Below are 23166 nucleotides of genomic sequence, written 5' to 3' on the forward strand. Positions count from 1 at the left end.
GTGCGGGTGCTACGAGCGGGACTTCTCCCCGTCGGTCTTCCAGTACTCGGCCATGTCCCAGCCCCAGATCGGCTGCGGGAAGTAGCCGCCGACGGTCGGGCCGTGGATTTCGGTCTTGGTGCCGAAGTAGAGGGGCACGACCGGGTTCTCGCTCAGCATGAGCTCGGACGCCTCGGTGTACTTCTCGGTGGCGACGTCGGGATCGGTGGCCGCGAGGGCCTCCTGAACGCTGGCGTCCATCTTCTCGTTGCAGTAGTACGCGTAGTTGTGACCCTGGGGCACAGCGGTCGCGCAGCTCATGAGAGCCTGCAGGAAGTCGGATCCCTCGGGGTAGTCGGCGACCCAGAAGGTCAGCGCCAGCGGCGCCTTTCCGCTACCGGCGAGCTCGGCGAAGGTGTTCGGCGCCAGGGTCTGCAGGTCGACGGTGATGCCGATGGCCTTCAGGTCCTGCTGCATCTGCGGTGCGAGAGCCGAGAACGGTGCGACGTTCCAGGCGAACATCTGCGTCTCGAGGCCGTTCGGGTAGCCGGCCTCGGCCAGCAGCTCCTTGGCCTTCTCTACGTCTTTACCGTGGGTCATGTCGTCACCCGAGTAGCCGAGCACTCCCGGCGGAATGAACTCCGTAGCGGGCTTGCCCTGGCCGTTCACGAGCTTCAGCAGCGCGTCGCGGTCGAAGGCGTACGAGATGGCCTCGCGCACCTTCGGGTTGTCGAACGGCGCCGTGGTCACGTTCATGGCGAGGTAGTAGATGCTCGGCTTCTCGATCTCGACGATCTGGTCGGCGAGCTTCGCGTCGGTGGTCACCTGCAGGAACTTGGCCGGCGGAATCGGGCTGCCCATCAGGTCGATGTCGCCCTTCTGCAGCATCAGCACCTGGTTGTCGGGGTCGACACCCAGCGTCATGTGCACGCCGTCGACGTAGGGTCGCGGCGAATCCCAGTAGTCGGCGTTGCGGTCGAGGTTGACCTCGACACCCGGGGTGAAGTCGGTGAGCGTGAACGGGCCGGAGCCGACGGGCTCGGTACCGATCGTGTCACCGGAGCCCTCGGGGATGATCGAGCCGGCCGGCATCGCCAGCACGTACTTGAACGAGGAGTTCGGCGAGGTCAGCGTGATCTTGAGGGTCAGATCGTCGACGACCTCGATGCCCGAGGGAAGGCCGGTGGGGTTCGCGGCGTACTCCTCGGCTCCGGCGATGCCCTTCCAGAACTCGGCGAGTCCGGCCTGGGTGGCGGGGTCGAGAACTCGAGCGTACGAGTAGGCGACGTCCTTCGCGGTGACCGGGTCACCGTTGGAGAAGGTCAGCCCCTCTTTGAGCTTCATCGTGTAGGTGAGGCCGTCGTCGCTGATCTCGGGGAAGTCTTCGGCGGCCTGCAGCTTGAGCTCGCTGGTCTCGCCCTTGTAGTCGTACATACGGTCGAAGACCATCCGCATGATGTTCCAGCAGGTGGCGCCGGTGCAGACGGCGGGGTCGAAGGTCTCGGGGTCTGACGCGGCAGCGGTCTCGATCGTTCCGCCGTAGAGGGCGGCGTCAGCGGAGTTGCCGGAGTCATCACCTCCGGTGTTCGAGGTGGTCGGAGCGCAGGCGGTGAGAGCGATAGCCAGAGCTGCACTCAGCAGCGTGACTCGCACGTTTCGTTTCACGAAGTGTCCCTAATCTCTTGGAGTCGGAATCCCGAAAAGCGAGCAACCGACGTGGTTATGGAGCGCTGTTGATTCACACAAGCTAGCACAATTCTGCCGACTGTCGACAATCTACCGAAGCGCATTTTCGTCCAGTATGGTGTCCTCTATGGACACACTCCCTCGCTCCGGTTTATCGGGCGCCGCAGTCAACGAGCTTCGCGAGGCGATCCTCGAAGGGCGCCTGGTTCAGGGAGAGCGGCTCAGCGAAGTGAGCCTCTCGAGCACGCTGGGCGTGAGCCGCGCTCCGGTGCGCGAGGCGCTGCTGCATCTCGAGCAGGAGGGGCTCGTCGTCTCGCTCCCCTATAAAGGAGCGTCTGTCGTCAGCCTGTCGCAGCAGGACTTTCTCGAACTCTCGACGCTGCGTATCGCGCTCGAGAAGCTGGCCTGGGCACGCGCCGTCGAGCGAGTCTCGCCCGAGGCCGTCGACGATCTGAACGCCATCATCGCCGAGATGGAGTTCGCGGTGAAGAGCGAGCAGAAGGCCAAGCTCGTTCGACTCGACATCGACTTTCACGACCGCATCTTCGTGCTCGCCGACCACTCACGCCTCTACACGGCCTGGACGGCGATCAAGTGGCAGGTCGCCCTGTTCCTGTTGGCCCGGCGCGTGCGCGTCGACGATTATCACAGCATCATCGTGCAGGAGCACAAGGCGCTGCTCGACGACATCCTCACCGCGAAGACGCCGTCGTTCGAGCACCTCATCGAAGACCACATCGGCTCGGGCTACGGCCGCTTGAACACGACGGCCGCCCCGACCTCGTAGGCGCACACCCCTCACCGACGCGACAGCAGAGACGTCACCTTTAACTTCTCGCTCTGGATCCACACGTCGGAGTACTCGATCGGTCGTCCGTCGGACAGGTACGTTACCTGCTGCATGTACTGCACCGGCGCACCCACAGCGATGTCGAGTGCGGACGCGACCTCGGCATCGGCGGCCTCGGCGCTGAAGGTGCGTCGCGCCGTTCCGATCTTCAGCCCGTAGTGGCCCTCGAGCGTGCCGAACAGGCTGACTATAGAGAAGTCGAAGTCGTCGATGCCGGGCACGACATCGGCACGCACATAGTTCGTGAGATAGGTGACGGGCGCGTCGGCCATCGACCTCAACCGCACGAGGCTCAGCACACGACCGGATGCCGGCAAGTCGAGCAGGGCCGCGACGGGCTTCGGCGGCTCGATCACGGCGTGGGAGATCACCGAAGTGTCGAAGATGACGCCCTGGTCTGAGAAGTCCTCCGATAGGGTACTCAGCCGCTGGGCGATCGACGGCTCGAAGGTCATCGAGGTGACGAACGTTCCGCGCCCTCGAACCTGCCGAAGGAGGCCCTCGTGGATGAGCGTCGCCAAGGCGCGACGCACGGTTCCGCGGCTCACTCCGAGGTCGGATGCCAACTCGGGCTCGCTCTTGAGCCGGTAGTGCGCGGGCCACTCGCCGGTCGCAATCCGCGTGCGGATCCGCTCCGAGATCTGCGCATGGATAGCTACCGGGGCCTGCCTGTTGATGGCGGTCTCCCCGGCCGTGCTGTTCGTGCTGGTCATTGACGCTCCTGCCGTGGTCTCCCAGTCTCCCGGCCCGGAGCGTTTCGCGCATCCGGACCGGGAGGGTGTCGTGGCCTAGTAGCTGACGGTCGCGTCGTCGCCCGTGTCCGAGATGATCGAGATTCCCGCGCTCGTTCCGAGCAGCACGGCGCCGGCCTGCAGCAGCGAGAGCGCCTGCGGGTAGCTCTTGATCGATCCCGATGCCTTGACCAGAACACCCGGGCGGGCGCGCTCGACGAGGAACCGCACGCTGTCCGGGTTGGCCACCTCGACGGCGCCGCTCGACGCGTTCTTCAGGTACGCGGCGCCCGCCTCCATGGCGAGCTCGACGGCGGCCTTCTTCTCGGCTTCCGTCAGAAGGGGCAGCTCGAGCATCACCTTCACGGGCAGGCCGGATGCGCGCACGACGCCCGCGATGTCTTCGCGGAACTCATCGAACATCCCGCTCTTGAGCCATCCGACCTGCACGCCGATGTCGAGCTGCGTGGCGCCGAGGCGTGCGATCTCGGCGGCCTCGGCCGCCTTGCCCGCGCTCGTCATCACGCCGACGGTCGGAAAGTCGAGGGCGGAGGCGATCTCGATGCCCGTGCCCTTCAGCTCCGCGGCGACGAGCGGCACCCAGGAGGCCGGCACCATGGCCGCGTTGAACCCGTGCTCGGCGGTCTCGCGGGCGTGGGCGATCATCTCGTCGCGCGTGCTGCCCAGCTCGATCTTCGTGTGCTGGATGAAGGGGGCGAGCTGCGCGGGAGAGAGCTCCTGCAAGGCGGTGGTCGTGTCGGTCATGGTGAGTATTCGCTTTCTTTTGGGGTGATGGATCAGAGTTTGGATGCGTAGTAGTCGGGTGCGATGATGCCTTCTCCGCCGAACCACTGCGGAACGTCGACGCCGCAGAAGAGGCCGATGTTGCCCCACGGTTCGAAGGCGCCCGTTCGCACGATGACCTTCGCCTGCAGGGCGAGTTCGCCGAGCATGTCGGCGTGGCTTCGAGTGCTGAACTCGGCGTCGGCGAACCGGTCGAGCAGCCACTCGTCGAGCTTCGGGTTGTTGCTGGTCACATCGTCGGCGCGCACCACGCCCTCGACGATGATCTCGTCGGCGATGAGCGAGATGACGGTGCGCAGATCGGGCACGTTCTGCGCGATGGCCAGGTCGACGCGTTGCGCCTCACGGGGAATGGGGAAGCCGGCGTCGACGACGAGAATGAGATCGGTGTGACCGAGGGTCGCGAGTGCGCCGCTCAGCTGGGCGTTCAGAATTCCTGTGCGCTTCATGGTTGTCCTTTCGAGATGGTCGAACGGGTGGGGTGCGGATGCTCAGGCGAGCGTTCCCGTGTGGGTCACCGCTCCGGTCGCCGAGGTCATGATCGACTCCTCGGTGGCGGTCTTCGTCGCGACGACGTCGACGACGCGCCCCTCGCTCATGACGGCGATGCGGTCGGTGATGGTGAGCAGCTCGGGCAGGTCCGACGACGAGCAGACGATGGCCACGCCGCGTTCCGCCAGCGCGAAGAGCTGTTCGTAGATCTCGGCCTTCGCTCCGACGTCGACGCCTCGGGTGGGCTCGTCGAGGATGAGAACCGCGGGGTCGATGGCGATCCACCGGGCGAGCATCGCCTTCTGCTGGTTGCCGCCCGAGAGGTTCGTGATCGGCTGGTCCATTGTGGCGGTCTTGACGCGGAAGCCACGCGCGAGTTCGGTGGCGCGCTTGTCGAACGCCCGACGCTTGAGCAGCCCGGCCGAGGTGACGGCCTTCACCGTGAGCACGCCCACGTTCTCGGCCACGCTCATCGAGGTCAGCAGGCCCTGGGCCCGTCGCTCGCCCGGAACGAATCCGAGCCGCCGCTGCACGCTCTCGATGGGGCTCCGGTTCACGTAGGGCCGACCGAGCAGCTCGACCGTTCCGTCGCTTCCGGTGTCTCCGCCGAAGATGTGGTGCAGCAGTTCGACGCGCCCGCTGTCGGGCAGGCCCGCGATGCCCACGATCTCTCCCGGGCGGATCTCTAGGTCGACGCCGTGGTGACGACGGCCGGTGAGCCCACGCAGGGCGAGAGCGGGTGCCGACGCGTCGCGGTCGCTCGCACGGGCGACCGAGAGCTCTGCCCGCGAGGTGAACTGTCCGAGTTCTCGCCCGACCATGGCGGCGACCGCCTGATCGGGAGTAACCTCGTCGCGTCTCCACCCGGCGACATGACAGCCGTCGCGCAGAACCTCGATGCGGTCCGCGAGCAGGAACACCTCCGGCATGCGGTGCGACACGTAGACCATGGTCGTGCCGGCCCGCTTGAGCGTCGCCATCAGGGCGAACAGCCTGTCCGACTCGGCCGGGGTGAGCATCGCCGTGGGCTCGTCGAGGATGAGCACGCGGCACTCCCTGGCAATGGATCGCGCCACGACTATGAGCTGCTGAGTGGCGAGATCGAGGGTCCTGACGGGCGAGTTGGGGTCGACCACGAGATCGAGGTCGGCCAGCAGATCCAACGCCCGCGCGATCATCCGGCGCCGTGACGGGAACCAGCGGTTGCCGGGCTCGATGCCTGCCAGGATGTTCTCGGCGACGCTCCGATCGGGCAGCAGCGACAGTTCCTGCGGCACGATGGCGATGCCGTAGCGCGTGAGCATCGTGTTCGGGTCGTACGATTCAACGTTCTCGCCGAAGGCGACGACGCCTCCCCCGCTCGGGGGTTGAAGGCCTGCCAGGATCTTGAGCAGTGTCGATTTGCCGGCACCGTTCTCTCCGAGCAACGCCGTGGTCTCACCGGCGGTCACGTCGAAGCTCACGTCTTCGAGTGCCCGCACTGGGCCGAAGCTGCGGCTCAGATTCTGGATGCGGATGGCGACGCCCGGGGTGACGCCGGTCGCGCCGGTCTTGTCGAGCGGGGAAGGCATCGTCATCAGCCCTCTACCGTCGCGTCGGCGATGTTCGACTTGTCGATGAACTGGGCGCCAGTGTCGACACCCTTGACCACCGTCTTGTCCTTCAGGAAGTCGACCAGAACCTTCACGGCCTGGTAGCCCTGCTCTTCGGGGTTCTGGCTGATGGTGAACGAGACCACGCCGTTGTTCACGAAGTCGGCGGTCTGGGGCAGCAGGTCGAAGCCCACCATGGTGATCTTGCCGGTGTTGCCCGACTGCTCGACCCACTTGGCCGCGGCGGTCGTGCTGCAGCAGTCGAGGCCCGCGATGGCCACGACGTCTCCAGCTCCGGCCATAGTCGACTCCACAGTGTTGTACGCGGCATTGGGCTCGTTGCCGACGTTCACCGGCCCCATGACCTCTAGGCCTGACGCCTTGATTCCCTCCTCGAAGCCGCTGAATCGGTCGTTCGACCATCCGGCCCCCGTGTCGAGCGAGAAGACCACGACCTTGCCGGTCGCGCCGTCACCGAGCGTCTTCACCAGTTCCTCGGCCTCCGACTTGCCTGAGCCCTTCAGATCCTGGCCGACGAAACCCATCTGCTTGGAGTCGGGGTTGTCGGTGTTGAACGAGATGATCGGGATTCCGGCGTCGTAGGCCTGGGCGATCACGGGTTTGAGGGCGTCGCTCGAGGCCGATGATACGGCGAGGCCGTCGATCGACTTCTGCTGAATGAGCGTCTGGAGTTCGGAGACCTGCTTGGCTGCGTCGCCGCCGGTCGGGCCGATGAGCTGCACGTCGGCATCCATCTCGTCGCCAGCCTTCTCCATTCCCTTCGAGATGGGTGTCGCGAAGGCGAGGGAGGGGTCGTGGTAGCTGAGCTTAATGCGCATCGGCTCGCCGCTGTCGACGCGGTCCTGTATGTAGGACGCGAGCTGGAATCCTCCGTCGGAGGATCCGGCGTCGTTGCCGGTGGTGATGGCGCCGCACCCGCTCACCGCGAGGGCGGTTGCGGCCACGAGCGCACCCGTGGCGAGAAGCCGCCGGGCTGTGGTGGTGAGGGACATGAGTACTCCTTTGTTAATGTCCGGTGCTATCTGGGGTGAGGGTGAAGGCACGTCAGGCCTTCGTCTTTCGTCTGCGCTGCCAGGTATCGGCGGCGACCGCTGCGACGATCACGAATCCGGTCACGACTGTCTGCCAGAAGCTCGAGATGCCGTTGATGTTGAGGATGTTTTGCAGCAGGCCGATGAACACGACGCCGATGATGGTTCCCCACATCGTTCCGGAGCCTCCGAAGAGCGCCGCGCCGCCGATGATCACGGCCGAGATCACGGTGAGTTCGAGGCCCGTGCCCGTGACACCCTGCACATACGAGAGGAATGAGAGCCCGAGTACTCCCGCGATGCCCGCCGTGATGCCCGAGAGGATGAACGCGGTGAGCTTCACGCGCTTCACGTTGATGCCCACAAGGCGGGCCGCCTCCTGGTTTCCGCCGACCGCATAGGTGTTGAATCCGAGGCGGGCTCGCGAGAGCAGCACGATTCCGATGGCGGCGATGGCGGCGAAGATCAGCAGCTGCATGGGGATGACGCCGAAAAGGCGACCCTGACCGATGAGGGTGAACTCGGCGACGCCCGGCTGCTCGCTCGAAAGCGAGATCGGTGCGCCGTTCGAGATGAGCAGAGTCGCGCCACGGAACACGCTGAGGCTCCCCAGGGTGACGATGAATGAGGGCACCCCGAGCAGCACGACTGCGAGCCCGTTCAGAAGCCCGGCGAGCGCGGCGACGACGACGCCGAGCAGGATGGCGAGGGGCCAGGGTGTTCCGGCCGTGATGGCCATGCCGGTGGTGATCGCGGAGAGAGCGTAGATCGAACCGACCGAGAGGTCGATCTCCCCGTTGATGATCACGAACGTCGCGCCCACGGCCATGATGCCGATTTGAGCGACCTGCTGCCCGACAGAGAGCAGGTTGCTGGGCTGCACAAAGCTGGGCGAGAGCACGACTCCGAGGATGAAGAGCAGGATCAGGGCGGCGAACACCCCTGCCTCGCGCAGTTTGAGCAGCTTGCGTGGATCGAACGAAGAGGCCGGACGCGTCATCGCGGTGGCGGTGGTCATCAGAGATTTCCAATCAGGGGCGGGAGTTGGTTTCGGGTGGGAAGCGCTGGAATCACGCCGGCGATCGTGACGGCGTGCGCGCCGGCCGCCGCCGCATAGCGCGCGGCGTCAACCAGCGGGATGCCCTGGGCCAGGGCCACCGCGAAGGCTGAGGTGTACGAATCACCGGCTCCGGTGGTGTCGACGACGTGCTCGACCGTCAACGCGGGGATCGAGTGCAGCTGCTGGTCAGCGGCGCAAAGCAGCGATCCACCGCCTCCCCGGGTGAGCACGACGCAGCCTCCGGTGCGTTCCTGCAGCTCGCGGGCGAGCTGCTCGTCGGAGCGGTCGTGGTCGGCAGGAAGCCCAAGGAGCACGGGCGCCTCGGTCTGGTTCGGGGTAATCACGTCGATCATCGACCAGACGTCGTCGGGCAGAGGGCGGGCCGGAGCAGGGTTGAGCAACGTCGTCGTGCCGCGCCGACGTCCGATGCGCAGCGCCTCGACGACGGCCGCCTCGGGGATCTCCATGGAGACGACGAGAACGTCGGCCGCGGCGATCTCGTCCGTGAAGTTCGCGACGTGAATAGCGTCGAGCTCGTCGAGAGCACCCGGCGCGAGGGCGATGCGATTCTCGCCCGACGGTTCGACGATGATAAAGCCCACCATGGTGGGGCGTTCGCCGATGATCACGTGCGATGCATTGACGCCCTCGTCGATCCAGAGGTTCTGACCGGCCTGCCCGAACGCGTCGTCTCCGACAGCGGTGAGAAACGAAACCTGCGCGCCGAGGCGCGCCGCGCCCACGGCCTGGTTCGACCCTTTGCCTCCGGGACCTTCGTCGAATGTGCCGCCGGCCACGGTCTCGCCGGGCCCGGGGGCCTGGGGAACTCTCATCGTGAGCCCGACGCCATAGCTGCCAACTACTGCGATCTTCATTGATCAGTGCTGCCTTCTTGTGTATGAACAAACGTAGACAAGAGCAATCTATGTATACATATGTCCACTGTCAAGGAATTCGAGAAAATCTCTCTTGCGTGCTGCCCTGGCCTGGACCCGCAGGCCCGACCGGGCTCGGACGACGAAGCAACTCAGTAGTCGCCACAGCACCGAGTTGCATAAAAACGCCGCTTCCCTTCATCGAGAAGCGGCATTTTCGTGCAACTCGATGAAGGCGTCAGCTCGCCAGAACGCGCCGCCGTGCCATCCAGCCGACCACGACCCCGAATACCATCGCCCATGCGACGCCGGCCACGCCGCCCGAAGCGACGTTCGCTGTGACGACTCCCACCGCCACGCACGTGATGATCACCGCGTCTGCCTGCCACACCGCAACCACCAGCGCCGACGCGTCACCCGCCGGCGTCGGAATCGGAGCCATCAGCTCCTGCGGCAACGGCCCCTTCACCGAGTCGTAGACGCGCACGAGAACGAGCAGCAGCACGCTCAACACGGCCGCGCCGAGCGCCAGCCACGCACCCCCGCCCCACAGAACGAGTCCGATCACCACGCCGCCCGCCGAGAACAGAACGCCCCCGATCACCGGCAGCACCGCGTGCAGGCCGACCAGGCGCAGCGTCGACACCCCGTAGAGCGCGGGCGCCGATGCCGCCTCGGCCGCGTGCCGGAATCCGTCGCTCCACACCCCCAGCGCGAGAAACCCCACGACCGCGGCCGCGCAGGCCGCGATCCACACCGCGACCCCGGATGCGCCGACCGCCACCGCGATCAGCAGACCGAACCCGAGGCATCCGGCGCACGCCAGAACGAAGCGCGCCGGCGTGCGCAACGACCCCACGAGATCGCGCCGCGCGAACACCCCCACCAATCCGCCGCGACGGCGACCGCCGCCGCACCCCAGAGCCGCCAGACCTCGGCCCCGCCGCGGCACCGCCCGGAACTCCCCCATCGCCATCGCGAGGTCACCCGTGAAGGCGAGCGTTCCGGCGGTCTGCCAGCGCTGAGCCTGAGCCAGCAGCCCCGGCCCGCGAAGCCCGTCGAGCAGCAGCGGGATAGCCGCGAGCGCCACGACCGCGAGAACGCCAAGCCCCAGCAGCGGGCCAATCGCGCTGCCCGACACGACCCCGGCGGGAAACAGCTCCGCGATCCACCCCCACGGCAGCACGACAGACGCCCCGGGCAGCGCCGCCCAGAGAATCGCGCTCGCCAGCACCCCGCCCGCGACGCCCGCGCGAACCGCAGCCGACGCAAGCTGGCCGAGCAGCCAGCATCCGGCACACACGATACCGACCAGCGCACCCGCCCCCGCGAACGCACCCGCGGCGCCCACCGACGCGCTGCCCACGGTCACCAGAACGAGCCCGAGCAGCAGCGAGATCGCGGCCCCCGCCAGCGCCAGCCCGAGCACCGCTCGCACCATCGGCCTCAGCAGCGTGCGTCGCCGCGGATGCCCACCGCCCACCACCGCGAACGTCAGAAACGGTGTCATCAGCGCCGGGCCGCGCACACCGCCGAGCGCCACGAATGCGGCGCACGCGAGCGCGAAGACGGTTCCGCTTGCGGCGGGGCCCACGTCGGCGAGCACCGCGGATGCCGCCGGCTCGGCCAGATACAGAACGACGGCTCGCAGAATGGGCGCCACCACGATCGCCGCGACCATGATTCCGGCGTACACGGCATAGGCCACGTCGCCGCGCGAACGCCCCTCGGAGCGCGCCCGCCGAATCACGCGCACCGCCCGCAGCGACTCCGCGGTCTCGCGCGCGCTCGGCATGCGCGCGGGCCGGATGCTCGTGGCCGCGTCGGTCACGCGCCGTCGCCCGGCGCGTCGTCGCCTCGTGTGCCGTCGGCTGCCGGGTGGTCGCCTCGTGCGCCCTCCATCGCAGCGTCGTCGCGACCTTCACTGTCGAGCTCAGCCGCGCCGCTGCGTGTGAAGACGTCGCCGAGGCGAATCGACCGCGTCGCCACGGCGTCGGCCAAGACCGAGCTGTGCGTCGCGAACACCAGCGTGCGCCCCGCCCCGATCTCGCTGAGCAGCACCTCGCTCACGATGCCGAGCCGGTCGGAGTCGAGGCGCTGCTCCGGTTCATCCAGCACGAGCACGTCGTAGGGGCGCAGCACCGCGAGCGCCAGCGCGAACAACTGCGACTGCCCCGACGAGAGCTCGTGCGGAAACCTGCGGCGAAGCGCGCCCAGCTGCCACCGCTCGAGCTCGGCCGCGGCGCGCTGCCGTGCGGCATCCACCGACTCGCCCCACGACGCGGCGACCAATGCGAGGTGCTCTTCGAGTGTGAGATCTCGCGCCACGGGAGGCCGCCCGATCGAGCCACTGACCGCCCTGCGGAACGCGGCGCTGCGCTCGTCGACGGCAGATCCCTGGATGCGCGCCGCCCCCGAGGTCGGTCGCGCGAGTCCGGCGAGAATGCGCAGCAGAGTCGTCTTGCCTGAGCCGTTGGAGCCGGTGACCGCGAGCGCTTGGCCGCTTTCGACCGCGAACGAGACGGGCTCGAGCAGAGCGACGTCGTCGATCGAGAGGGCACATTCTTCGACTTCGACGGCGCTGATCACGCTCTTCAGTATTGCGTAGCGCTGCGTTCGCGCGCATCCGCTGCTGTTCGGTCTATCCGCGCCTGGACGAGTGGGCGCGGATGCTCCCAACCGGCGCGGATACTCCCGTCCTCCACCGACGCAGCGGCCCCGCAAAGGTCACGATTCGACATCCGTGGGAACGGTTCCACGAAAACTCTTGACTCGCGAGAAGCCTCGACATAGTGTTTCTCGCAACCCATGGGAGCGCTTCCACGGCCAACGAAACGTCAACAACTGAGAGCGCTCTCTGGCACTGCCCACGCACACAAAGGAGTGACCGTGAAATCTTCACGACGAAAAATCGCCGCGTCTGTCGCCGGCGTCGCAACACTGGCATTACTCGCGACCGGATGCGCGGCATCCGGCTCGTCGAACGGCGGTGAAGACGGGGGCAAAGTGACCCTGTCGATCACCACGTTCGGCACCATGGGTGTCGACGCCAACTACGAGAAGTACATGGAGGAGAACCCCAACGTCACCATCGAGGCGACCAACCTCGAGGGCGGCGGCGCGGCTCGCGACGACGCCTACGCGAAGATCGCGGCCGGCACCGGCCTCAGCGACGTCGTCGCCATCGAGGAGGGCTGGCTCGGCACGATCGCCGAGGTCAGCGACTCGTTCGTCGACCTGCGCGACTACGGCATCGAAGACCAGAAGGACTCCTGGCTCGACTGGAAGTACAAGCAGGGCACGGATGCCGACGGCCGGGTCATCGGCGCCGGTCTCGACATCGGCCCCCAGGGCCTCTGCTACCGCGGCGACCTGTTCGAGGCCGCGGGCCTTCCGAGCGAACGCACGGCAGTCGCAGAGTACTTCGGCGGCGAAGACGCCACGTGGGATCGCTTCTTCGAGGTCGGCCAGGAGTACAAGGACAAGAGCGGCAAGGCGTTCTATCACAGCCCCCGATTCTTCTGGAACTCTTTCGTGAACCAGCAGGAGGAGGGCTACTACAAGAAAGACGGCGAGACCCTCAACATCGAGGGCAACGACGTTCTGAAAGACCAGTTCGTGAAGATCGTCGAGGCCGAGAAGTCCAAGCTCGGTGCCGGCCTTCCCGGATGGGACGTGGGCCCCGAGGCCAAGGAAGACAAGTACGCCGTCTACATGTGCCCGAGCTGGATGCTCGGCATCGTGCAGGGCTACTACGACGAGGGAACCACTGACAGCGGCTGGGACTTCGCCGACGTCCTCCCCGGCGGATCGGCCAACTGGGGCGGCGCCTTCCTCGGTGTCTCCGAGTCGAGCGAGCACAAGGAAGAGGCAGCGAAGCTGGCTCTCTGGCTCGCAGCTCCCGAGCAGCAGGCTGCATCGTTCGAACTGGCCGGCCCGTTCCCCAGCACCGTCGAGGGCCAGAAGCTCGTCGGCGACACGACGAGCGCGTTCTTCAACGACGCTCCCATCGGCGAGATCTTCGCTGCCCGCTCAGAGGGCGTCATCGCCCAGGTCAAGGGACCGGAGGACTCGAACATCCAGGACAACGTGTTCGGGCCGATCTTCGACCGCGTGAGCCAGGGCGAGATCACCGACGGTGACACCGCCTGGAAGGAAGCGATGAAGCTGCTCGACCAGATCGTCGGCTAGCTCTCCCGCTCTACCGGGGGCGGCTCGACAAGCCCGACAGGACCGACAGATGAACCGCACGTCTGTCGCGGGCCTGTCGAGTCGCCCCCACCCACACCACCTGCACCCCGCGTCGCCTTTCGGATTGGCTCAAAGATGACCAGCTCCACCCTGACGAAACCGTCACACCCGTCGACACCGCCGCGCTCACCGAAACCGGCGAAGCCCGACCTGACCCTCAAGCAGAAGCTCGCCCGCTTCGACTACAAGGTCTCTCCCTACCTCTATATAGCGCCGTTCTTCATCCTCTTCGCGCTCATCGGCATCTTTCCGATCGCGTACACGCTGAACGTCTCGCTCTACGACTGGCACCTGCTCAAGGGCCAGGGCGACTTCGTCGGCCTCAACAACTACGTCGAGGTGCTGACCGACCCATTCTTCTGGAACGCGTTCCGCAACACCATCAGCATCTTCCTGCTGTCGGCCATCCCGCAGCTGATCATCGCCACGGGTCTTGCGGCCCTGCTCGATCAGGCGCTGCGCGGCAAGACCTTCTGGCGCATGAGCATCCTGTTGCCCTACATCGTGGCCCCGGTCGCCGTCGCCGTGATCTTCGCGCAGATCTTCAACCAGTACCACGGCCCCGTCGCCGGGCTCCTCGAAGCATTCGGGCTCGAGCCCATCCGCTGGGCCTTCGACGTTCTGCCCTCGCACTTCGCGATCGCGAGCATGGTCAACTGGCGCTGGACGGGCTACAACGCGCTCATCCTGCTCGCCGCGATGCAGGCCATCCCCCGCGACGTCTATGAATCCGCCGCCCTCGACGGCGCGAACAAGATCCGCCGCTTCTGGTCGATCACGGTTCCCATGATCCGCCCGACGCTCATCTTCGTGGTCATCACCTCGACCATCGGCGGGCTGCAGATCTTCACCGAGCCGAAGCTCTTCGACGGCCGCACGAACGGCGGCAGCGACCGCCAGTTCCAGACGATCGTGCTCTACCTCTATGAGTTGGCCTTCCCCCGCCGAGACTTCGGCCGGGCCTCCGCCACCGCGTGGATCCTCTTCCTCATCATCATCCTGGCCGGGCTCATCAACTTCGCCATCACCCGCGCCATCCGCACGGCCGACGCGAAACCGGTGCCCATCGCATCCGCCCCCGCGGCTGCGCAGCGAGCGAAAGGAGCGGCGTCATGACCGCGCTGATCACCCCGCCGAAATCAGAACCGGATGCGACGCCACGGCTCATCGAGGCCGAGCGTCGGTCGCGACGCAAGAAGGCCTACGAGCGCCCCGGCATGCTCAGCTACGCACTTCTCGCGGCCTTCTTCATCGGCTCCGCGTTCCCGCTCTGGTGGTCGTTCGTCATCGGCAGCCGCCAGTCGTCCGATACCAATCTCGTGCCCCCGGCCATCCTGCCCGGCCCGAACTTTCTCGACAAAGCCGCCGAGGTCTTCACGACGGTGCCGTTCTGGCAGGCGCTGGCGAACAGCATCATCATCTCGGGTGCCATCACCATCTCGGTGGTGTTCTTCTCGACGCTGGCGGGCTACTCGTTCGCCAAGCTGCGCTTCAGGGCCAGCAACGGATTACTGCTCGCGGTGATCGCCACGATGGCGATTCCCACGCAGCTCGGCATCATTCCTCTCTTTATGCTGATGGCCGAGTGGCAGTGGATCGGCACCCTGCAGGCCGTGATCGTGCCCGGTCTGGTGACTGCGTTCGGCGTGTTCTTCATGCGGCAGTACCTGGTCGATGTGATTCCCGACGAGCTGATCGAGGCCGCACGCATGGATGGCGCGAGCATGTGGGGCACGTTCTGGCACGTCGCGGTTCCGGCCGCGAGGCCCGCCATGGCCGTGCTCGCCCTGTTCACGTTCATGGCCGCGTGGACCGACTTCCTCTGGCCGCTGCTCGTGCTCGGCCCGCGCAATCCGAGCGTGCAGACCGCGCTCGCCGCGCTCAGCGCCAGCGGAGGGCAGACTCCCGACAACTCCATGGTGCTCGCGGGCGCCGTGCTCTCGGTCATTCCCCTTCTTATCCTCTTCATCGTCGCGGGCAAGCAGCTCGTGGCGGGCATCATGCAAGGCGCAGTGAAAGGCTGACATGACCATCGACATCCTTCCCGACACCCGGGAGAGCCCCGCGGGCAGCCCCGACTACCGCGATTCCGGACTCGTCTTCGACACGGCCTTCGTGATCGGCTCGGCCACGGCCTCGTACCAGATCGAGGGAGCGGTCACCGCCGACGGACGCGGCCCGTCGATCTGGGACACATTCAGCGCGACGCCCGGCGCCATCGTCAACGGCGACACCGGCGAGGTGGCCGACGACCACTACAACCGGCTCGAAGACGACCTCGATCTGATGGCCGAGCTGGGGCTCGAGGCGTATCGGTTCTCCATCGCGTGGCCGCGCATCCAGCCTCTCGGCTCGGGCGCCGTCAACGAGGCGGGGCTCGACTTCTATGGGCGTCTGGTCGACGGATTGCTCGACCGCGGCATCCGGCCCATCGCCACCCTGTATCACTGGGATCTGCCGCAGGCGCTCGAAGACGCGGGCGGGTGGACGAACCGCGAGACCGCCTATCGCTTCGCGGAGTACACCCGCATCGTGGCCACCGAACTCGGCGACCGGGTGCAGGTGTGGACCACGCTGAACGAGCCGTGGTGCAGCGCGTTTCTCGGGTACGGATCGGGCGCGCACGCGCCGGGCCGCACATCCGGGGCCGATGCCCTCGCCGCGATGCACCACCTCAATCTCGCCCACGGCCTCGCGGTGCAGGTGCTGCGCGAGGTCGTGCCGAACGCCGAGGTGTCCGTCACGCTGAACTTCCATGTGATCCGTGGCGACGACGAGACCTCGCCGCAGGCCATCCGGCGTATCGATGCGCTGGCCAACCGCTCGTTCACCGGGCCGATGCTGGCTGGCGGCTACCCGGCCGATCTCATCGCCGACACCGCCGACGTCACCGACTGGTCGTTCGTGCACGCCGGCGATGCGGCGATCATTCACCAGCCGCTCGACTTTCTGGGCGTCAACTACTACTCCACGGCCCGGGTGCGCATGTGGAACGGCACGTCGCCGCGCGAGAACGCCGACGGGCACAAGGATGTCGGTGGGTCGCCTTGGCCGGGCAGCCTCGATGTCGAATTCCTCACGCAGGATGGGCCGTTCACCGCGATGGGCTGGAACATAGCCCCCGACGGTCTCGAGGAGCTGCTGGTGTCGCTGAGCTCGCAGTTTCCGGAGCTGCCGCTGATGATCACCGAGAACGGCGCGGCCTTTGATGACGAGGTCGTGGGTGGACGCGTTCTTGATGTGGAGCGGCTCGACTATCTGCGTCGGCACTTCACGGCTGCCCATCGCGCGATCGGACGCGGGGTCGATCTGCGGGGGTATCTCGTGTGGTCGCTGCTCGACAACTTCGAGTGGGGCTACGGCTACAGCAAGAGGTTCGGCATCGTGCACGTCGACTACGAGACGCAGCAGCGCACGGTGAAGGACAGCGGGCGGTGGCTGTCGAAGCTCATCCGCTCGCACACGATTCCCGAATAAGCAGCCGTCGATTGAAACTGACGAAAAGCCAATAAAGTGATGCAAGGCGCGGGCGTTCGCGCGTCACCTTCTTGTTTCGCCAGAGAGATCGCAGGGCAGCCACGTGACGACCGACATCCCCCGCGTTGAGCGGGCCGAGCGGGTTGCGCCGGTGGCGGGGGCTTCGGCTGGTTCAGCGTCGCCGGCAGCGGCGCCTGCTGCGGTGTCGTCTTCGCCGTCGTCTGCGCCGCCGGTTGCGACCCTTGAGGGCGTGGCCGCGCTGGCCGGTGTCTCGAAGTCGACGGCGTCGCGGGTGATCAACGGGTCTCCCCGGGTGACCGAGCAGGCGATCACTCGAGTGAACGCGGCGATCGCACAGCTGCACTACGTGCCCAACCGCGCCGCCCGCAACCTCGTGCGCCGGCGCACCCAGATGATCGCGATGGTGATCCCGGAGCGCACGGCGGCATTCTTCGCCGACCCCTACTTCGCCGAGGTGATCCAGGGTGCGGCCATGTACGCGTCGACGACCGACTACACGCTCACGCTGCTGATTGAGTCAGAGGCAGACGCCGAGAAGACCCACCGTTTTCTGCAGAGCGGAAGCGTCGACGGAGCCCTACTGCTGTCACACCACAGCTCGTCGGCGACCTATCTCGAGCTATCGCGCTCGCTGCCCGTGGTCTTCGGAGTGCGGCCCGTCGACGACGTCGACTTCGAGGCGCACACGGTCGATGTCGACAATGTCGCGGCGGCGTCGATCGCGACGCAGCACTTGATCGATAGAGGGCGCACGCGCATTGCGACGATTACTGGGCCCCTCGCGGCGACCGCAGCCCGAGACAGGTTGGCCGGGTGGCGTTCGACGCTCGAGGGCGCGGGGCTTGGTTCAGACTCCGCCTCCGAATCGGCTCTCGAGCTGGTCGAAGAGGGCGATTACACCCCGGCGAGCGGAGCGGCGGCGGCGGAACGCCTGCTCGGGCGCGGGGTTCCGTTCGACGGACTCTTCGTCGCCTCGGCGCAGATGGCGTCGGGCGCCCTGTCCGTTTTGCGAGAGCACGGCCTCTCGGTTCCCGGTGATGTGGCCATCAGCACGATCGACAACAACTCCTTCTCGACCGATACGAAGCCTCAGCTGACGACGGTGGATCTGCACACGTCGGAGAAGGGCGCGGAGATGGTGAAGGCCCTGCTGACGCTGATCGCGGGAGAAGCGGTCGAGCGCGAGACGTGGATCCCGATCGAGCTCGTGGAGCGCGATTCGGCGTGAGATTGCGTGGTGGCACACCTACAGGCGCGCTCTGCGGCAAGGCTATGAAGTTAGCTCTTTCTAGCTCTAGGCAACGATTTTCAAGAGATTTGCGCGAGAATCAACCAATAGAAGGTGACAAAGTGCCATCCTCTACTCGCTAACACCCTGAATCTCCCGCACCGCATAACTCGATTAATAATCCTGCGCTGTTTCAAGAGCGGAAAAGAGCTCCTCCGTAGAAGAACGCCAGAGATCAATCCGACGCAGCTCATCCGATAGAACACCAGCGTTTCTCAGAGCTTCGGCCGGCGCGTCGAGCACTCTGCCTACGAGCGAGGACCACCGGGGAACCAAATTGGCACCCTTTGCGCTTGTTGCAAGAACATGGCTGGTTATGAGATTGCTTGCCCTCAGGTTCTGAAGCATCTGCGCAAGACCACTCTCATTGCTGATTAGAACAGGCGTGCCCAGCGCAATTGCCTCATACGCTGAAAGCCCGAACCCCTCGTGCAAAGAAGGCATCAGCACAGCCACAGCCTTGCGCATGTCGGTCTCCACGTCTTTCGGGGAAGCGGAGTACGGCCTAAATACGACGTTGAGCCCGTACTCATCCGCTATCGCGTTCACGCGATCGCGAATAGCGGCGTGCTCCGGAGGCACGCCTCTGAGAACCAATGAAACGCTTGCAGCTAGGCTCGGTCGCGTAAGCGCTGCATGTCCGACAGATCTGATCGCCACCTCAATTCCCTTTGATTCAAAGTCGTCGACTCGACCGGCAATGAGGAACTCGCGCTGAGCGGGAACCTTCAGGGGATCCCGGACGTCTCCCCAGTCTCGTAATCCTGGCCTAATCTGAACTACCGGGGGCACTGCGCCGATTGCAGCGAGATCATCCGAAATCCATCCCGCTAGAGTCGGCCCGACTCCTGCGACGACATCTGCTGAACTAGCTAGCTGTATTTCCAGACTTCGCCTTTCGTCGGCGACTCGAGTGCGTGGCTCACCGCCTGCTCCCTCCTTTGCCAGTTCAAGCAGTTCTGGATGCGTGTGAACTACGTGCACCCGAAGTACGCGCCCCTCGTAGAGACCTTGCACATAATATGCGTGGGGGCCAAGGACTCGACCGTGGCCCACGACCACCTCAGGGCTGTACCGTTCTTTGCCGGAGTGACGAAGCTGAGGGACGAGTAGTGCCGACGCCCCGTCGAGACCGGGGACCGCCGTCGCCGGAACTGCAATGTCGATCCCCAAGAGCGATGCCTCATATGTGACAGCCTCATCCGCTGCTGGCAGATAGATACAAACTTCCTTTCCGGCGCGTTTCAATGCCAACGCGAGTTCGCGATTAAACGATGTGATACCGCCTTTGCCAGCATTCCATTCGTCTGCAACCAGAAGAAATCTGTTGACGCGAGTGCTCGGAGAAGCACCACCAGTTACAAGGGATGCCTTGTAGGACGCAACGCGCTCGGATTTCTTTCGGTCTTGTTCCTCGCTGTAAATACCACTGGCCAGGTACTCAAGCGATTGAGAAAGATCCTCGAATGTTCGATAGGAGCCCGATCGAACTGCTACCCCGATGTAAGAAGACTGCCCTGACGTCGACATGAAAAGCACGCCGTCGTATCCATTTTTCGCGGTTAGCTGACGCGCGAATACCTGAAGGTTCGAGGTAAGTCGGAGTTGCTTAGATTCGGGATCCGAATCCAACTCGTATTCGTCGAGCAGAAGAATTAGAACCGCGCGAGGGTTGCGTGCGCTTGGAGACGATCTGCGGAGCCAACTTGCTCTGGACGCATTCAGGGCCGTCGAGGATGAATTGTTGCCGCTCCTGAAGCTCTTTATCTCGAAGAAGAGCGTTCCCTCCTCGGACTCCATAACGAGATCAGGTGATTGCGCCCATATACGAGCTTTAGAATCCTTCAGCCTGGGATCCTTCAGAGCGCCCTGGCGGATTCGCCGCGCAATCCACTGAGACCCCTTAAAGGCATCTCGAATCTCCGAAGTAGCTAGTTCTGCCAACCGACGGGCGCCATCCGAGGTATCCATTTCTTGAAACTAGCGCAACATGAACAACTAGGCGCGCATAGCGATTTGGATAGGACTGAATAAGCAATGATGATCGTCCTGTGGACCGAATCCGTCTGGGCGTCCGAGCACTTCTTCGTAGTCAGAATCGGGCAATACGGCTGGCCGCCGACTTGAGCCCTACAGGTGACCGCCAATCTACATCTCGCACAGCTGAGCGGATATCAGAGCCGCAGGAGTGACTGCAGCCGTGACCAGCCACCTTGTCGCAGAGGATGATTTCGACAGACATACCAAGATCAAGACGACACACGACGATCTCGCGGGGCACCGATGATGAAGGCGATTATGTGCGGTCAGGTGAAGTCTGAGTTGATCCTCCACGGCGAACGAAACTTTGATTTTTGTGGTCTTATTCGACGACAACTACCGAAAGCCGATTGCTCGACTCAACTTTAACTCGAAGACGAAGAAGTACGTTGGCGTCTTTGACGAAGAGAAGAACGAGAGGCACCATCCAATCTCATCGCTAGAGGAGATCTGCGCCTATGCGGACGCCATTAGGGACGTGGATCTGGCACTACAAAAACTGGCACGCGGGCGGGTCCCTTGCGGTGCCGCCCGATCGTCCGGCAGCCATGCATCCACCCGAGCTGAGAGATCACGTGCGGGCTCAGCCGCTGCATCATGCCTTCGAGCGAAGGTACGAATGAGTACAGCGCGACGAACAATCGTCGGGGCTCGGAGATCCCATCCGAGCCCCGACGATGGCGGGCTGTTAGTACCCCGAGGCAGTAACCGCGTCGTACGTCTGCGAGGCCAGGAACGTCGCTCCCACGAGGTTGGGGTGCAGCGACGCCGGGTTCACGAGCGGGCCGGTGCCGGTGCTGTTGAGCGCAATGCCGTTGATGTATGAGCTCGGTCCCTGCGGGCACATGCTGTGCGAGACACTCGCGGGCAGGTTGTCGACGAAGGTGAGACCGGCGGCAGCGGCCTGCTCGGCAATCGTCTGGTTCAGCTGCACCTCAACGGAGTGCAAGTAGGCGACGTCGGTTGCGGTGAACGAAACGCTCGAGGGTTCGGTTCCGAGGTCGGTAAAGCAGCCCGCCGCAGGGGTACTGGCCGCATCCGGGAACAACGACGGGTAGCCCACCACGAAGATCTGGGCGTTCGGAGCCGCCTTCTTGATGGTCTTGAACGTCGAATCGAGGTGTCTCGCCACCTTGTCTGCGATGTTCTTCGACAGGGTGTCGACGCCCTTCTTCATGTACTGCTCTGTGCAGGTGGGGTCTTTGAAGTCCTGGTTGCTTCCCGCTACCGGCCCGTCTGGCGATGTGGCGACGCACGACTGGATCACCGGGGCGAAGCCCGCGTCGTTGCCGCCGATGGTCACGGTGACGATGTTCGTGCTGTCGTTGAGGGCAGACGCCTGAACCGGGAGGGACGTCACCGCACCCGAGGCGTCCGTGACGGACTGCTCGTTCTTGCTGATGTTCTCGGTCACCGCGCCCGAGCACGTCATGTCGGTGAGGTTGTAGCCCAGCTTCGCGGCCAGCTGATGCGGGTAGTCCTCGGCGGTCTGATTGCAGCCGGCGGCGGGCTGCCCGGTCGGCGTCGCCAAACCCTGGCCTGCGGCATACGAGTCACCGAGGGCCACGTAGTTCACCGCCCCAGATGAGTCGGTGGTCGCGGCCGTGGCCCCTGCCGCGGGAACCACCGCCATAGAGGCGGCGAGAAGCAGCACTGCTGCGACTCCCGATCGTTTGATGGAACTGTTCACGTTGATCTCCTTCTTTACCCTCGGGTAAGGCTCGTAAGAAGCGCTCGTTCGCGCGACAGCTGATAATACGATCGTCTAGTGAAATTTGACGCCGTGAGGTGGGCACGTCACGCCGGACTTTCAGGTTCCCCGAAATGGCCCACACAAGGCGAGTGTTCGAAGGCTCGATCAGCCGGCCTGCTGCGCGGTCGGCACACCCGATCAACCGGATGCGGCCAACGTCCGCGCGCTCGCTACGAGTCCCGCCGCCACGCGTGCACCGCTTCGCAAAGGCTCGGGCCGACGTTCAGGTGTGGCTGGAGCTACTGCCTCGGCTTCAGCAGTGCCCGCCGCTGCGACGCAACGACTGCCGCCATCCCCGCTTTCGCGTCGCGCGCGAACCGCGGAAAGCTGAGGAACCCGTGGGGCATCGCGGGATACTCGACCAGCTCCACCTCGACGCCGGCCTTCTCGAGCGCCTGCGCATAGAGCACCCCGTCATCGTGCAGCGGATCGTGCCCGCCCACCTCGATGAGCGTCGCCGGAAGCCCCGCGAGCGATGCCGCCTTGATGGGCGACACGCGCCAGTCATCGAACGGCCCGCCATAGAGCTCGCCGTACTTGTTCATGTCGGCCCCGCTCAGAATGTAGGCGTCGGCGTTCTGCCGGCGCGACTCCGTGTCACCGGCCCCGACCGACGGATACAGCAGCGCCTGGTGCGAGACAGCCACGTCGCCGCTGTCTCGAGCCATCAACGCGACGACGGTCGACAGATTCGCTCCCGCGCTGTCGCCCATCACTCCGACCTTCGAGGCGTCTGCCCCGAACTCATGGGCGTGTTCGGCGGCCCAGAGCAGCGTCGCGTAGCAGTCGTCGACGGCCGCCGGAAAAGGATGCTCCGGCGCGAGCCGGTAGTCGACCGACACGACCACAGCGTTGAGATCCATCGCCACCGTGCCGCACATCCAGTCGCCCCCGCGAAGATCGCCGAATACGAAGCCGCCGCCGTGAAAGTACACGATCAGCGGTCGAACCGGATGTCCCGGGCTGGCCGCCCGCGCCGGCTCGCCCGATTGCTTCGGCGTATAGATACGTACGGGAACACCGGCTGCCGTGCGATCGTGCTTCGCGACGCCTTTCGGCGACGTGCCCATCAGAATGGATGCCGCGAGCTCGGGCGTCTTCGTCTCGCTGCGCTTCGCAAGCTGCTCGGAAGTCGTGTGGGAGATCGAGGCCCCGGGCAGCCGCCCGAGAACCTTGCCGAGTCGACGCATTCCGGGGGCGAGAGGTTCCATCTTT

Annotated in this window: 19 protein-coding genes; 6 read left to right on the plus strand and 13 right to left on the minus strand. The window is 65.2% G+C overall.

Going from position 1 to position 23166, the window contains the following annotated elements:
* Window positions 1-9: 9 nt before the first annotated feature.
* Window positions 10-1644, minus strand: coding sequence for an ABC transporter substrate-binding protein (locus tag ASE64_RS09785; protein ID WP_156351756.1), 1635 nt, complete (start codon window positions 1642-1644; stop codon window positions 10-12).
* 148 nt (window positions 1645-1792) lie between these two features.
* On the opposite strand from ASE64_RS09785, the gene ASE64_RS09790 reads away from it, so the two are divergent.
* Window positions 1793-2452: a GntR family transcriptional regulator gene (locus ASE64_RS09790; RefSeq protein ID WP_055779363.1), complete on the plus strand. Its 660-nt coding sequence runs from the start codon at window positions 1793-1795 to the stop codon at window positions 2450-2452.
* An 11-nt stretch (window positions 2453-2463) separates the two neighbouring features.
* Here ASE64_RS09790 and ASE64_RS09795 read toward each other — a convergent pair whose 3' ends face one another.
* The 9 genes from ASE64_RS09795 to ASE64_RS09835 form a co-directional block, all read right to left on the minus strand.
* The gene (locus ASE64_RS09795) at window positions 2464-3228 is read right to left on the minus strand and encodes a GntR family transcriptional regulator (RefSeq protein ID WP_055779366.1); all 765 of its coding nucleotides are present in this window, start codon (window positions 3226-3228) and stop codon (window positions 2464-2466) included.
* A gap of 75 nt (window positions 3229-3303) precedes the next feature.
* On the minus strand, window positions 3304-4011 hold the full coding sequence (gene deoC / locus ASE64_RS09800; protein ID WP_055779371.1) for a deoxyribose-phosphate aldolase: 708 nt from the start codon (window positions 4009-4011) through the stop codon (window positions 3304-3306).
* A 32-nt stretch (window positions 4012-4043) separates the two neighbouring features.
* Window positions 4044-4499: a D-ribose pyranase gene (gene rbsD, locus ASE64_RS09805; RefSeq protein WP_055779374.1), complete on the minus strand. Its 456-nt coding sequence runs from the start codon at window positions 4497-4499 to the stop codon at window positions 4044-4046.
* 42 nt (window positions 4500-4541) lie between these two features.
* Window positions 4542-6119 (minus strand): sugar ABC transporter ATP-binding protein, encoded by a 1578-nt coding sequence (locus ASE64_RS09810; RefSeq protein WP_055779377.1) that lies wholly within the window; start codon window positions 6117-6119, stop codon window positions 4542-4544.
* Window positions 6119-7147 (minus strand): sugar ABC transporter substrate-binding protein, encoded by a 1029-nt coding sequence (locus tag ASE64_RS09815; RefSeq protein ID WP_055779380.1) that lies wholly within the window; start codon window positions 7145-7147, stop codon window positions 6119-6121. The genes ASE64_RS09810 and ASE64_RS09815 overlap by 1 nt, the downstream gene beginning before the upstream one ends.
* A 52-nt stretch (window positions 7148-7199) precedes the next feature.
* Entirely contained in the window at window positions 7200-8204 is a 1005-nt protein-coding gene (locus ASE64_RS09820; RefSeq protein WP_055779383.1) for an ABC transporter permease, read from the minus strand.
* Window positions 8204-9121, minus strand: coding sequence for a ribokinase (locus ASE64_RS09825; RefSeq protein WP_055779386.1), 918 nt, complete (start codon window positions 9119-9121; stop codon window positions 8204-8206). Before ASE64_RS09825 ends, ASE64_RS09820 begins: the two co-directional genes overlap by 1 nt.
* Before the next feature lie 238 nt (window positions 9122-9359).
* Window positions 9360-10952, minus strand: coding sequence for a hypothetical protein (locus tag ASE64_RS09830; RefSeq protein ID WP_055779389.1), 1593 nt, complete (start codon window positions 10950-10952; stop codon window positions 9360-9362).
* Window positions 10949-11710 carry an ABC transporter ATP-binding protein gene (locus ASE64_RS09835; protein WP_082466073.1) on the minus strand — a complete coding sequence of 254 codons (762 nt, stop codon included), beginning with the start codon at window positions 11708-11710 and terminating at the stop codon, window positions 10949-10951. Before ASE64_RS09835 ends, ASE64_RS09830 begins: the two co-directional genes overlap by 4 nt.
* A gap of 300 nt (window positions 11711-12010) precedes the next feature.
* Here ASE64_RS09835 and ASE64_RS09840 point away from each other — a divergent pair, with 300 nt between their 5' ends.
* From ASE64_RS09840 to ASE64_RS09860, 5 genes are all read left to right on the plus strand, one after another.
* Window positions 12011-13312 (plus strand): ABC transporter substrate-binding protein, encoded by a 1302-nt coding sequence (locus ASE64_RS09840; protein WP_055779392.1) that lies wholly within the window; start codon window positions 12011-12013, stop codon window positions 13310-13312.
* A gap of 135 nt (window positions 13313-13447) precedes the next feature.
* The gene (locus ASE64_RS09845) at window positions 13448-14488 is read left to right on the plus strand and encodes a carbohydrate ABC transporter permease (protein ID WP_055779395.1); all 1041 of its coding nucleotides are present in this window, start codon (window positions 13448-13450) and stop codon (window positions 14486-14488) included.
* The gene (locus ASE64_RS09850; RefSeq protein WP_055779398.1) at window positions 14485-15396 is read left to right on the plus strand and encodes a carbohydrate ABC transporter permease; all 912 of its coding nucleotides are present in this window, start codon (window positions 14485-14487) and stop codon (window positions 15394-15396) included. Before ASE64_RS09845 ends, ASE64_RS09850 begins: the two co-directional genes overlap by 4 nt.
* A 1-nt stretch (window position 15397) precedes the next feature.
* A complete protein-coding gene (locus ASE64_RS09855; protein WP_055779401.1) occupies window positions 15398-16849 on the plus strand; it encodes a GH1 family beta-glucosidase in 1452 nt (483 codons plus the stop codon).
* A gap of 103 nt (window positions 16850-16952) precedes the next feature.
* Window positions 16953-18098: a LacI family DNA-binding transcriptional regulator gene (locus tag ASE64_RS09860; RefSeq protein ID WP_235480559.1), complete on the plus strand. Its 1146-nt coding sequence runs from the start codon at window positions 16953-16955 to the stop codon at window positions 18096-18098.
* A 174-nt stretch (window positions 18099-18272) separates the two neighbouring features.
* On the opposite strand, the gene ASE64_RS17155 is transcribed toward ASE64_RS09860, so the two are convergent.
* From ASE64_RS17155 to ASE64_RS09875, 3 genes are all read right to left on the minus strand, one after another.
* A complete protein-coding gene (locus ASE64_RS17155) occupies window positions 18273-20129 on the minus strand; it encodes a glycosyltransferase family 4 protein (RefSeq protein ID WP_082466077.1) in 1857 nt (618 codons plus the stop codon).
* A 757-nt stretch (window positions 20130-20886) separates the two neighbouring features.
* Window positions 20887-21888: an SGNH/GDSL hydrolase family protein gene (locus tag ASE64_RS09870; RefSeq protein ID WP_055779410.1), complete on the minus strand. Its 1002-nt coding sequence runs from the start codon at window positions 21886-21888 to the stop codon at window positions 20887-20889.
* 302 nt (window positions 21889-22190) lie between these two features.
* Entirely contained in the window at window positions 22191-23162 is a 972-nt protein-coding gene (locus ASE64_RS09875; protein ID WP_055779414.1) for an alpha/beta hydrolase, read from the minus strand.
* Window positions 23163-23166 lie beyond the last annotated feature (4 nt).

The organism is Agreia sp. Leaf210 (assembly GCF_001421485.1).
GTDB lineage: Bacteria > Actinomycetota > Actinomycetes > Actinomycetales > Microbacteriaceae > Agreia.